The organism is Nitratireductor sp. WH36-1 (assembly GCF_058725515.1).
Genome location: NZ_CM178970.1, coordinates 3,674,546 through 3,686,473, shown reverse-complemented (window position 1 = coordinate 3,686,473; position 11,928 = coordinate 3,674,546). Strand labels below are relative to the sequence as shown.

The window sequence follows — 11,928 nt, the reverse complement described above, 5'->3', positions numbered from 1 at the left end:
ATGCCCCAACGTATCTACCCCGCCGCCGGCCTCGTGCTGGCGGTGGGCGTGGTGATCGTTCTCGCTGCAATCAGCCTTTTCATCGGCGTGGCCGACATGCCGCTCGGCGATCTTTTGAGCGGTGACGGCAACGCGCAGGCCATCCAGCTTCTGCTCGTCAGCCGCATTCCGCGCACCCTGGCGCTCGTGCTTTCGGGCATGGCGATGGGCGTTGCGGCGCTGATCATGCAGATGCTGTTTCGCAACCGTTTCGTTGAACCGACGACGACCGGCACGGTCGAGGCTGCGAGCCTTGGTCTTCTGGCGGTGGCGCTGTTCGCGCCCGGCCTGCCGATGCTCTCCAAGATGGCGGTGGCATCGGTTTTCGCGCTGACCGCAACCTTCCTGTTCCTGCGGCTTGTGTCGAAGATCCCGGCAAGCTCCAGCCTCGTCGTACCGCTTCTGGGCCTGATGTTCGGCGGCGTGATCAACGCCATGACCACCTTCGTCGCCTATCGCTATGATCTTCTGCAATCGCTTTCCGCCTGGACGAATGGCGATTTTTCGAGCGTGCTGCGGGGGCGCTACGAACTGTTGTGGATCGCGGGCGGGCTGGCGCTGCTTGCCTATGTGGCGGCGGACCGGTTCACGGTCGCCGGGCTTGGCGAAAGTTTTACGCGCAATCTCGGTCTGAATTACGGGCGCATTCTCGCCTTCGGCCTCGTCATCGTTTCCATGGTTTCGGCGACGGCAGTGGTGACGGCGGGTACGGTGCCCTTTCTGGGGCTGATCGTCGCCAATGTGGTGAGCATGACGGTGGGCGACAATCTGCGCCGTGCGCTGCCCTGGGTGGCGGTGTCGGGCGCGGGCTTCCTGCTTGCCTGCGACATTGTCGGCCGCACGCTGCGGTTTCCCTATGAGATCCCGGTGGGAACGGTGGCAGGCGTGCTCGGTTCGGGCATTTTCCTTTATCTCCTTTTGCGGCGGCGGGCGCGTTTTGGCTAAAAAACCGACATGGCGGCGGCCCCGCGTGGCGCTTGTCGTTCTGGCGTTTGGCGCCATTGCGGCGGCACTGGCCTTCATGACCATTGGCGTGAAGGGCAACTGGGATTTCGTGCTGCCGTTTCGCAGCGCCAAGCTGCTCGGCCTCGTGCTGGTGGCCTATGCGGTGGCGACGGCGACGGTGCTGTTTCAGACGGTGACGCAGAACCGCATTCTGACGCCCGCGGTGATGGGCTTCGATTCCCTCTATGTGGCCCTGCAGACGGCGCTGGTGTTCTTTCTGGGCACGCGCGATCTCGCCAGCGTGGACATGCGGCTGCGTTTCGTTCTGGAGACGCTGCTCATGGTGGGCATGTCCATGGCGCTCTTCTACTGGCTGTTTCTCAGCCGCCAGCGCAGCCTGCATCTCGTCGTGCTCGCCGGTGTGGTGTGCGGCGTCTTCTTCCGCAGCCTGGCGCACATGATGCAGCGCATTCTCGATCCCAACGAGTTCATCGCGCTTCAGGACATGCTGTTCGCCAGCTTCAACAGCATCGACCAGCAATTGCTGGCGGTGTCGGCGGTGATTGTTCTGGCGACCGCCTTTGTGAGCCGGCGGCTCCTGACGAAGCTCGACGTGCTGGCGCTTGGCCGCGACGTGGCGATCAATCTGGGCATTGATTATCAGCGCGTGGTGCTGCTGCTGTTCGCCATGATCGCGGTTCTGGTCTCCGTCTCGACGGCGCTTGTCGGCCCGATCACCTTCTTCGGTCTGCTGGTCGCCAATCTCGCCTATCAGGCCGTGGGCACGGACCGGCACAAATACACGCTGCCGGCGGCGACGCTGCTTGCCATCATTGCGCTCGTGGGCGGGCAGACCGTGCTGGAGCGCGTGTTCGGTTTCGACACGGCGCTCAGCATCATCATCGAATTCACCGGCGGCATTGCCTTCATGCTGCTGCTTTATCGGAACCTCAGGCGATGATCGACATCCACAACCTCACCAAGACCTATGACGATGCGACGGTGGTTGATGATGTCAGCCTGTCGCTTCCCGAGAGCGGCATCACCGCGATTGTCGGCCCGAACGGGGCGGGCAAGTCGACGCTTCTTTCCATGGTTGCGCGCCTGATCGCGCCGACTTCGGGGCGGGTTCTGGTGGATGGTCTGGATGTGCAGGACACGCCGGGCGCGGTGCTGGCCAAGCGGCTGGCGATCCTGAAGCAGAACAACCAGGTGGGCATGCGCCTGACGGTGAGCGAGCTGGTGGCGTTTGGCCGGTTTCCGCATTCGGGCGGGCGACCGACCGTGGAAGACGAGCGCCATATCGGCGAGGCGATTTCCTATCTGGGACTCGACGCCCTGCGCGGGCGGTTTCTGGACGAGCTTTCAGGCGGTCAGCGCCAGCGCGCCTTCGTGGCAATGGTTCTGGCGCAGGACACCAAATATGTGCTGCTGGACGAGCCGCTCAACAGCCTCGACATGAAACACGCGGCGGCGATGATGAAGCTGTTACGGCGCACGGCGGACGACCTTAAGAAGTCGATTACCGTGGTGATCCACGACATCAACTTCGCCTCGATCTATGCCGATCACGTGGTGGCGATGCGCGACGGACGCGTGGTGCTGCAGGGCGAGGCCGGTGACCTGATGCAGGAAGCGGTGCTTGAGGACATCTATGACACCGTCGTGCAGGTGCGCGAGGTGGAGGGGCATCTTCTGGGGCTGCATTATCTGTAGAGCCCGGCATCTGCAGAGCCTGCGGAGTGGAGAAACCGTTCAATTGCGGAATTTATTCTCAACTAACCGTCAAGGTTTGTGATAAACACTGGTGCAAAACTAACTTGTGAGGGGGCACAAGGCTTTTGGCGCACCAGAGGCAATCAAAACGCGTGGCTCGCGTTTTTTGCGATCAGGCGAGGGTCGCAAAAAGGGCTTTTTTCTTAGCGTTTATAAGTACTTCGCTTTCAGTTTCGGCCGTATCGGCCAATCCGAATTCCATTGATTTTGCGATGCAGTATCTGGCGGACCTGCGTGATTCGCCGGAATGCGCAGTTACGGTGGACGGGGAAGGGCGCTTCGACTTCGGGCCGGAGATAAGCAATCCGTCCATGAGCTGTCCGGATGCTTTCGCCTGGAAGATTTTCACCGAGGCGGTGCGCGGCGAATTCTGGTCGCGCTGGACGACCGATGTGCAGATGTGGCCGACCGCGCCATGGCCGGTGTGCGAGCCCGGCCAGACGGAAAACTGCTGCAGCACGGTCGAAGTTTCCAACAATCCCGATCCCGAACACTGCCCCGTGCGCCCCGACCCGGCGCTGGGCATGCCGGCACACACACCGCATGAGCCGAGCAAGGCGCATCAGGTGTCGATGGAGGATGCGGCCAAGACCGACCGGGATGGTGACGGCAGCATCGACTGGGATGACGTGCCGCCGGAACTCAAGACCGCAGTGATCGGCGCGGAGCAGGTGGAGCTGGTTTATCACAACCGGCCTATGACCGATTACATCTTCGCAAACGGGCTCTATCACACGGACGGGCTTGGCCGGGTTTTTCAGACACGTGCAGGCGTCATGGAGCACTATGCGCCATACAATGGCGTGGCCGGCACGGGACCTCTCAGCCAGATCGACCTGCCGATCCGCTCGCTCATGCTCAAGGCGAACCTGCTCGACATCCGCAAGGCGAAAGAGCTGGGCATCGATCTTGAAAAGAACGCCGACTACATCACGCTCGATTTGCCGAAGGGCGGCAACACGCCGGAGACCGGCACTTATATCCTTCTGTCCTTTCACATCTCCTCGAAGGATCTGCCCAACTGGTTCTGGACCACGTTCGAGCATGTGGACAATCAGGGCCGCTGCGACTGGATCGGCTGCAATGACAGTTTCGGTTATGTGGCGCGGGTGAGCGAGGGGCCGACCGCGCGGGATGATCTGCCCGAGCCGGCAGACAATTACGTGTCGCCGAACCAGCTGGAAATGGCGGACGGGGCCGTGGTCGCATTCGATCTTGCCCGGACCTATGACGCCGACAGCGAGATGCGCGACGGGCTGGCGGCGGTGTTCAGGACGCTCGGCATCGGAACCGGAGCCGCCAATGAGAGCGGCACGCCGAGGCCCGCCGATCCGGCCTGGCGGAACTATCGCCTCAAGGGCAGCCAGACGAATTTCGTGACGCCCACGGGCCGGCCGACGCAACTCGGCAATTCGGTGACGGAAGCCGGCTTCACCAATTCCAGCTCCTGCATCAGCTGCCATGCGCGCGCATCGGTGACCGAGAAGGGGTTACCGAACTTATCGATCTTCGTGAGCGATCTGAGTGACGCCGGCCTGCCCAAAAGCACCAATGGCGTGCCGGCGCCGAGCTGGTTCACCACCAGCGCCTATTACGGTGTCGGCGACCAGGTTCTGGCGCCGGGGCTGGTGGCGGTTCAGACGGATTTCGTCTGGGGATTCCGCAATGCCTGCCCGATCGAGGTGGGCGCACAGGGCCCGCACCGCTGCGCAAAGAAAGACTGAAAGCGGCGCGCGGTCTGCGCGCTGGCGGCAAGAAACATACGAACTGATTGAAGCAAGGCAGGATGTTGCACATGCAGATGAACCGGCGTGCCCTCCTTTTCGGTTCCACGGCTCTGGCGACCGTGGCGGCGCTGGCCGTGTTGCGGCCGGACCATGCGGCAGTGGCCGAGGGCAAGGACGATCCGCGGCTCGTGCCGGCGCGCTCGCCGCTCGGCATGGAAGGCGATCTGAAGAACCCGCGCGAAATCCACTCCGTCGACGGGCGTTTCCAGACGGACCTGACGATGAACATCACCCGGCAGGATCTGCCTTATGCGAGCGCGGAGCTCAGGCTTTATGAAGGGGAGATCCCGGGACCGACCTTTCGCGTGTCGCCGGGCGACGAGATGGAGATCGCCCTTCACAACCGGATGCCGCCCAACCGCGACCACGACCCGGTGACCAACACGCCGAACCAGTTCAACTCGACCAATCTGCATTTCCACGGTTTCCATGTGAGCCCCAAGGGCAACAGCGACAACGTCTATCTGCAGATCAATCCGGGCGAGAGCTTCAATTATCTGGTTCAGCTTCCGGAGGATCATCCGGCGGGCAATTACTGGTATCACCCGCACAGGCATGGCTCTGTGGCGGTGCAGGTGGCCTCTGGCTGCGGCGGCATGATGATCGTGCGCGGCACGCTGGATGACGTGCCGGAGGTGGCTGAAGCCATCGAGCGGGTGATGGTGTTCCAGTGCCCGGTGGTGGACCCGTCAAGCGGCGAGCTCGACAGCTTTGACACGATCTGGAACCTGGATTCGGAACGCTACTGGCTGGTGAATGGCGAATATCAGCCGCGCATCTATATGCGCGAAGGCGAGGTGCAGCACTGGCGCTGGCTGAATGCGGGCGACGAGCAGTTCCTGCCGATGACGCTGGACGGTCTGGACCTGTTCGAGATCGGTTTCGACGGCAACCCTTATGATTTCGCGCGGAAAACCGACCGCATCTTCATCGCGCCGGGCAACAGGTCGAACGTGATGGTGCGGGCGCCGAAAGTGGGCGTCTACGAGCTGATCCGCCCTGCCTTCTCGCAGGGCAAGACGGCGCTTCCGGAAGTGCGCATGGCGCAGGTCGTGGTGCTGCCGGCGGATACGGACCGGATCGGGCCGGACGTGAAGATGGGCACGCGCATTCCCGAGGAAGAGCTGCCCGACAACAAGATCCTGACCGACATCACCGATGAGGAAATCTCAAAACGCCAGCAGATCGTGCTCGGCGTGACCGACACGCCCGGCATGTACAAGGACACGGTGTTCACGCTCAACGGAAAGCCATTCGATCCCTCGCGCGACGACATCGTGGCCAGTCTGGGGACGGCGGAAGAGTGGGAGTTCGTCAACACGACCCCGTTCCCGCACCCGATCCATGTGCATGTGAACCCGATGCAGGTGACGCACATCAATGGCGAAGAGCTGGCTTACAAGCACTGGCAGGACACGATTGCCGTGCCGGCTGCGGGGTCGGCCACGGTGCGCATGCGCTTCACCGAGTTCGACGGCCGCTTCGTCATGCACTGCCATATCCTTCCACACGAAGACCTGGGGATGATGCTCAATGTCAATATCAAGGCTTAGCCTCGCAGCACTGCTCCTGATGCCGTTCGCTGCCCAGGCGCAGGACAACGCCGTTCCGAAACAGGCGTCGGGCTGCGTCTCGTGTCATTCGGCGGATGGAAATCCGCTGGTGGAAGGTGTCCCGATCCTTTCGGGCCAGCGGTCCGACTATCTGGAGGCCGCCCTCAAGGCCTATCGCGAGGGCCGCCGCACCGGCGGGCCGGCCGATGTGATGCGCTTCTACACCAAGGAACTGAGCGACGAGGACATCAAGGAGATTTCGGAATGGTTCGCACAAAACTGATCGCGCTGGCCGTTGCCGCGCTCTGCGCAACGCCGACACTTGCCGCTGAAGACCTCCTCTACCTGACGAGCGAGCAGGGCGAGGAGCGCCTGCTCGACGCCGACCTCAACCGCGACTATTTCAGCCTCGCCACCTATGTGGAGAGCGAGCAGATCCTGACCTTCTGCGGGCCGGCGACCGTGGCGGCGGTGGCCAATGCGCTGGGCATTCCGCGGCCTTCGCCCGACCGGCTCTATCCGTGGACGCTCTTCACACAGGACACGCTGTTCAACGAGGCCAACCAGAAACTCAAGCCCTATGCGATGGTGGAGCATGAGGGGCTGACGCTGGCCGAACTCGACACGTTCATCGAGAATACGGGGCTTGCGGCGGAACACCATTTTGCCGACGAGACATCCGTTGATGAACTGCGCACGGCGATCCGGGAAACGCTTGAGGACCGCGATGCGCGCTTCATCGCAAACTATTCGCGCAAGGCACTGCCCCAGGAAGGCGACGGGCACATTTCGCCCATCGGCGCTTATGACGAGGAGACCGACAGCGTTCTGATCCTTGATGTGGCGAAATACAAATATCCGCCGGTCTGGATCAGCGTCGAGAAGCTGCATGCGGCGATGATGATGGTGGACGAGGGGTCCAATCGCTCGCGCGGTTTCGTCAAGGTGTCGGTCCAGTGACGGGGCCGCGCCTTTCCCGCCGCGCCTTCCTCGTCGGAAGCTGCAGCGCCATGGCGCTTACGCCCGTGGCGCCCGTGGCGCAGGCGGCGCGTCTGGGCTCCGCCTATGACGATACGGTCTGGGAGGGGCTGGTCTCGGCCATTGCTGGCCCGGTGAAGACGCCGCAGATCCTGCGCGATGCGCTGAAGCGCGATTTCACCAAGACGTTCGGCGTGCCGGCGCGGCAGGATCTGGTGACCCATTTCGGCCGCGCGGGCATCGCCACGGTGCTTGATGCGCAGGAGGGGGACCGGGAAGAGCAGGTGCGCTGGATCGCCGCCTATCTGTTCACCGGCTCGGCCGACCCCGCCGACAAGGACGCGCCGATGATCAATTATCCATACGCGCTGGGATGGAAGTCGCTGAGCTTTGCCAAAGCGCCGGGCCTGTGCTCGGGGCCGGAGTTCGGCTATTGGCTCAATCCGTGGGAGGCAGCATGAGCGACCTGCACGCCGATATCGTGATCGTCGGGTCCGGCATGGCGGGGGCGCATCTTTCGCGCAGCCTCGCTGAAGCGGGACGCGACGTTCTTGTTCTGGAAGCCGGCGACAGCAAGCCGCGTTCGGAATATCTCGCCGATTTCTACGCCAATCCGGTGAAGGGTCCGCAGGCCCCCTATCCAAGCCAGGACTGGGCGCCGCACCCGACCGATACGGATTACGACGCGTTTTACGATCAGGCGGGGCCGGTGCGTTTCGTCGGTGCGTATCTGCGCATCTATGGCGGCACGACGTGGCACTGGACGGGCTTTGCCGACCGGTTGCGGCCCAATGACTTCAAGAGCGCCACGCTTTATGGCCGGGGCGCGGACTGGCCGATCACCTATGACGAGCTGATCCCCTATTACGAGCAGGCGGAAGCGCGCTGGGGTGTGTCGGGCGACCCGGACTTCACATGGGGCGCGCCGCGCAAGCCGGGCGAAGGCTACACGATGCCGCCCATTCCCGCCTCCTATATGGATTTACAGATCCAGAAGGCGCTGGATCAGATGGGGCTCACCTCCAAGCGCTTCTCGCATGCGCGCAACTCGGTGATCTTCGACAACCGGCCAGCCTGCTGCGGCAACAATACCTGCGTGCCGATCTGCCCCATCGGGGCGAAATACGACGCCTCGTTCGACATGGACAAGGCGGTGGCGGCTGGCGCACGCATTGAACTGCGCGCGCTTGTGACCTTCATTGAAATCGGGGCCGACCAGAAGGTCGTGTCGCTGACGATCCGCCGCCCGGACGGCGCGACGCAGAAGGTGACCGGCAATATCTTCGTTCTGGGCGGGCACGCCATCGAGAACCCGCGCCTCATGCTGAATTCCAAGCAGGAAACTGCGCCTGACGGGGTTGGCAACGCGCATGACCAGGTCGGGCGTTACCTCCTGTCGCAGTACAATATCGACGTGTCCGGCACGGTGACGGATCCGGTCTATCCCTATCGCGGGCCGCAGCAGACCTCCGGCATCATCGAGTATCGCGACGGCGATTTCCGCAAGGAATATGCGGCCTTCGGCACATCGTTCATGAACAATGGCTGGAGCGGCAATTCGGATGCGGAGAAACTGTCGCGCGATCTGATCGGCAAGGGTATGCGCGGGGCGGAGCTGGTCAACACGCTCAACGCGCAGATTTCGCGCCATGTGCGGCTGAACTCCTCGGCGGAAACGCTGGGCGTGCCGGAGAACCGCGTTACGCTTTCAGACAAGATGGACACGTCCGGTGTGCCGCGCCCGCGCATCAACTTCACGGTCGATGATTACACGCAGGCTGGCATCACTGTGGCGCGGGAGGTGAACCAGAAGGTGCTCGGCCTGATGGGGGCGAAGGACATCAAGGAAGATACGCCCTATCTCTCCAACGCCATCATCGCCGGCACCACACGCATGGGAACCGACCCGAAGCGTTCGGTCGTGGGGCCGGATCTGAAGACGCACCAGCACCCGAACCTCTATATTCTCGGCACCTCGACCCATGTGAGCGCGCCGGTCAACGCGCCGTCGCTGACCATCGCCGCCATGGGCATCCGGCTGGCCGAGCACCTGAACAAGGGCTGAAACCTGCATGAACAAGGCCGCGCTGCCGTTGCTGCTTCTCCTGGTGCTGCTCGGCAACGGGCTGCGTTCGGTGGTCAGCTCCACCGTGTTCGTCTCGGAAGGGACGTTTGCGAGCTTTCTGAAAATTTCCGTCAACAAGACCTCGGTGATCATCGAGCTGCTTCTGGGCGCGGTGCTTCTGTCGCTTCTGATCACGCCACGGCTGATCCAGCGCTTTCCGGCACGGCCGCTGGCGGCTGCGATGTGTCTCATCGCGGGGGTCTCCAGCCTTGGGCTGGCGGTGCTTTTCTGGGTTGCGCCGCCGGTCGCAACGCGTGAGGCGCTGGTGGTGGTGCTGTTTCCACTGATCGGCTTTTCGCTGGCGGCGCTCGCGCCCATTGCACAAATGATGACCGTGTGGGGCGGCGAGCGGCATTCCAAGCTTTTGACGGGTGTGTGGGCGGTGGCCATGCCGGCGGCGTTTCTGGTCACGCCGCAACTCGTCCGGGTGATTGCGCCGCGCTATGGGCTGGACATCTTCTTTGCCGGCTTCGCCATGGTGCCTTTCCTGCTGATGCTGGGCCTCTGGATGGTGCGCGAACCCGTGAAGGAAACGGCGGGCGAGGCAGGGGAAGAGAAGGCCGCCAGCTTCGCGCTTCTTCCGGTTCTTGCCGTGTTGATCACCTTCGAGGCGGTGACAACGCTGGTGTCGCTCTCGGGCATCAGTGCGCCGGAAACGCAGATTGCAGCCGGGTTGTTCGCGGCGAGCCTTGCCTATCTCGTTGTGCGGGCGCGGCGGGGAAGGGCTGCGGAACAGGCTCCGCGAGCGCCCGTCGAAGGGGCGACGCTTGGCGTGTTCGCCTTCCTCTTTTTCGTCAATGTGGCGACCACGGGCTTTTACGACACCGCCTATCTGGTGAAGCACATGTGCTCCAACACGCTGATTGCCGACCGGGCAACGATTGGCGCGCTGGCGCAGGTGGTGGCGGCCATGGGAGCGACGGCGATCCTAGCGCGCATGCCGATCCAGCGGGCGCTGATGCTCGCCGGCGCGGTGATCACGGCGGCGGGCCTCGGCTCCTACATGCTGTATTTCGGCTATCCCTATTACGAGGTCTATCTGGGGTCGAAGGCGCTCACCGGTTTTGGCACGGGGCTGCTGACGACGGCTGCCGTTTTTGCGGTCACCGGCGCGGCAGGCAAGAACGCGCATCTGTCGCTCTTCATCGCCTTCGTGATCATCGTGGGGACGGAAGTGGGGCTGGAACTCTTCGAGATCCTGATACAGGTGATGGAGATGCTGAGCTTTGCGCCGGATGCGGTCTATTCCAGCGTTTTCGTGTTGCAGGCCGTTCTGGTGGTGGTGGCGATGCCGTTCCTTTTTGCGAAAGAGGCATCGCCCGACGCCATTGCGGCGGAAGGTGCGAAAAGCCCGACCGCGCAGCAATGAGCGCGGCGCGGGGGGGGGGGCTACCAGCCGGCGAAGTGCTCCAGAAGCTGCGGGTCCACCCGTCCGGCCTCCACATCGCCCAGCGCCTGATCGAGAATGGCGATGCCGCGCAGCGCCTCGTCCTCGCTCATGGTGAGGGGCGGGGTGAACTCCAGAACATTGGAGTTGATGCCCACATAGTAGATGACGAGGCCGAGCTGGAAGGCGCGGTAGACGACAAGCGCGGTCTGCTCGATGGCCGGTGTGCGGGCGTTACGGTCGCTGACCAGCTCGACACCCAGCGCAAGACCGTGGCCGCGCACATTGCCGATAAGTTCGTGCCTTTCCTGAAGATCGCGCAGCGCCGTGAGCATCGTGTCGCCCACGCTGGCTGCATTGGCGACGAGGTTTTCACGCTCGATCGTGTCGAGAACGGCGAGGCCCGCCGCCGCGCAGACGGGATTGCCGTGAAGCGTCTGGAAGGAGAAGGCGGAGGCGTGGTTCATGATCGCCTCGGGGCCGACCGCCGCCGATATGGGCAGGCCGCCGCCGAGCCCCTTGCCGAAAACAATGATGTCGGGCTCGATGTCACTGTGCTCGAAGGCGTGAAGCCGCCCGGTGCGTCCGAGCCCCACCTTCACCTCATCGCAGACCAGCAGAATGCCATGTTTGCGGCAGAGCGCCTGGATTTCCCGGAAATAGCCGGGCGGGGGCACCAGCATGCCGCCATCGGACTGGATCGGTTCGATGAAGAAGGCCGCCACTTCCTCCGGCGGGACGGTGGTAGCGAAAAGCTCTTCGAGATGCGCAAGTGCTGCGCTGGCGGCCGCCTCGGGGCTGCCGGCGGCGTAGGCATCGGGATAGGGAACGAGGCTCAGGCCCGATGCCTTGTCGATGCCGCCCTGCGCGGGGTGGCCGGAAATGGCCACCGACCCCACCGTGCCGCCATGATAAGCGCCCTTGAAGGACAGGATGCGTTTGCGGCCCGTCGCGGCGACCACGGCGCGGGCGACGGTCTCGTTGGCGTCCGAACCGGAATGGCCGAACCAGACACGGCCAGCGGCGCGCTCCGGCACGATGGAGAGCAGTTTCTCGGCCAGAAGAACGCAGGGCTCGTTGGCGGTGGAAAGGTAGCTCGCGCCCGCCTGATCGGTCAGCGCGCGGTTGACGGCTTCGGCAAGGGCCGGGTGGCCGTGGCCGAGGCTGGCCGCGCCCCAGGAAGCGGCGAAATCGAGAAGGTCGCGCCCGTCATCGCCACGCAGGAGACTGCCCTTTCCGCCGGTCACGGCCTGCGGAAAGAAACGCAGATGGGCGAGCGTTGAAACGCTGCGGCTTTCGCGGTCGTACAGTCCGTTCATGCCTGCTTTCCCTGTTGTG

11 protein-coding genes are annotated in these 11,928 nt (G+C 63.4%); 10 read left to right on the top strand and 1 reads right to left on the bottom strand.

The annotated features are described in order from the left end of the window. The 10 genes from AC4PTT_RS17680 (at position 1) to AC4PTT_RS17635 (ending at position 10,572) form a co-directional block, all read left to right on the top strand. Positions 1-984, top strand: coding sequence for an ABC transporter permease (locus AC4PTT_RS17680; protein ID WP_245447746.1), 984 nt, complete (start codon positions 1-3; stop codon positions 982-984). Further along, the gene (locus AC4PTT_RS17675; RefSeq protein WP_420507142.1) at positions 977-1,945 is read left to right on the top strand and encodes an iron chelate uptake ABC transporter family permease subunit; all 969 of its coding nucleotides are present in this window, start codon (positions 977-979) and stop codon (positions 1,943-1,945) included. The genes AC4PTT_RS17680 and AC4PTT_RS17675 overlap by 8 nt, the downstream gene beginning before the upstream one ends. Next, positions 1,942-2,700, top strand: a complete 759-nt coding sequence (locus AC4PTT_RS17670; RefSeq protein ID WP_432515892.1) for an iron ABC transporter ATP-binding protein — start codon at positions 1,942-1,944, stop codon at positions 2,698-2,700. The genes AC4PTT_RS17675 and AC4PTT_RS17670 overlap by 4 nt, the downstream gene beginning before the upstream one ends. A 272-nt stretch (positions 2,701-2,972) precedes the next feature. After that, a complete protein-coding gene (locus AC4PTT_RS17665; protein WP_113154119.1) occupies positions 2,973-4,484 on the top strand; it encodes a hypothetical protein in 1,512 nt (503 codons plus the stop codon). Between the two features lie 77 nt (positions 4,485-4,561). Further along, a complete protein-coding gene (locus AC4PTT_RS17660; RefSeq protein ID WP_492161769.1) occupies positions 4,562-6,100 on the top strand; it encodes a multicopper oxidase family protein in 1,539 nt (512 codons plus the stop codon). Then, positions 6,081-6,383: a c-type cytochrome gene (locus tag AC4PTT_RS17655; protein ID WP_113154120.1), complete on the top strand. Its 303-nt coding sequence runs from the start codon at positions 6,081-6,083 to the stop codon at positions 6,381-6,383. Before AC4PTT_RS17660 ends, AC4PTT_RS17655 begins: the two co-directional genes overlap by 20 nt. Next, positions 6,365-7,060: a phytochelatin synthase family protein gene (locus AC4PTT_RS17650; RefSeq protein ID WP_113154121.1), complete on the top strand. Its 696-nt coding sequence runs from the start codon at positions 6,365-6,367 to the stop codon at positions 7,058-7,060. The genes AC4PTT_RS17655 and AC4PTT_RS17650 overlap by 19 nt, the downstream gene beginning before the upstream one ends. A gap of 50 nt (positions 7,061-7,110) precedes the next feature. Then, positions 7,111-7,539, top strand: coding sequence for a hypothetical protein (locus AC4PTT_RS17645; RefSeq protein ID WP_206544573.1), 429 nt, complete (start codon positions 7,111-7,113; stop codon positions 7,537-7,539). Then, positions 7,536-9,143: a GMC oxidoreductase gene (locus AC4PTT_RS17640; RefSeq protein ID WP_492161768.1), complete on the top strand. Its 1,608-nt coding sequence runs from the start codon at positions 7,536-7,538 to the stop codon at positions 9,141-9,143. Before AC4PTT_RS17645 ends, AC4PTT_RS17640 begins: the two co-directional genes overlap by 4 nt. A 7-nt stretch (positions 9,144-9,150) precedes the next feature. After that, positions 9,151-10,572, top strand: a complete 1,422-nt coding sequence (locus tag AC4PTT_RS17635) for a hypothetical protein (RefSeq protein ID WP_492161767.1) — start codon at positions 9,151-9,153, stop codon at positions 10,570-10,572. Between the two features lie 20 nt (positions 10,573-10,592). Here AC4PTT_RS17635 and AC4PTT_RS17630 read toward each other — a convergent pair whose 3' ends face one another. Next, positions 10,593-11,909: an aspartate aminotransferase family protein gene (locus tag AC4PTT_RS17630; protein ID WP_492161766.1), complete on the bottom strand. Its 1,317-nt coding sequence runs from the start codon at positions 11,907-11,909 to the stop codon at positions 10,593-10,595. Between the last annotated feature and the right edge of the window lie 19 nt (positions 11,910-11,928).

Excerpts from the sequence above, each read along its gene's own strand:
- AC4PTT_RS17680 (WP_245447746.1), top strand. The coding sequence starts at position 1 with ATGCCCCAACGTATCTACCCCGCCGCCGGCCTCGTGCTGGCGGTGGGC.
- AC4PTT_RS17650 (WP_113154121.1), top strand. The coding sequence starts at position 6,365 with ATGGTTCGCACAAAACTGATCGCGCTGGCCGTTGCCGCGCTCTGCGCA.
- AC4PTT_RS17645 (WP_206544573.1), top strand. The coding sequence starts at position 7,111 with ATGGCGCTTACGCCCGTGGCGCCCGTGGCGCAGGCGGCGCGTCTGGGC.
- AC4PTT_RS17635 (WP_492161767.1), top strand. The coding sequence starts at position 9,151 with ATGAACAAGGCCGCGCTGCCGTTGCTGCTTCTCCTGGTGCTGCTCGGC.
- AC4PTT_RS17665 (WP_113154119.1), top strand. The coding sequence starts at position 2,973 with ATGCAGTATCTGGCGGACCTGCGTGATTCGCCGGAATGCGCAGTTACG.
- AC4PTT_RS17670 (WP_432515892.1), top strand. The coding sequence starts at position 1,942 with ATGATCGACATCCACAACCTCACCAAGACCTATGACGATGCGACGGTG.
- AC4PTT_RS17660 (WP_492161769.1), top strand. The coding sequence starts at position 4,562 with ATGAACCGGCGTGCCCTCCTTTTCGGTTCCACGGCTCTGGCGACCGTG.
- AC4PTT_RS17630 (WP_492161766.1), bottom strand. The coding sequence starts at position 11,909 with ATGAACGGACTGTACGACCGCGAAAGCCGCAGCGTTTCAACGCTCGCC.
- AC4PTT_RS17655 (WP_113154120.1), top strand. The coding sequence starts at position 6,081 with ATGTCAATATCAAGGCTTAGCCTCGCAGCACTGCTCCTGATGCCGTTC.
- AC4PTT_RS17640 (WP_492161768.1), top strand. The coding sequence starts at position 7,536 with ATGAGCGACCTGCACGCCGATATCGTGATCGTCGGGTCCGGCATGGCG.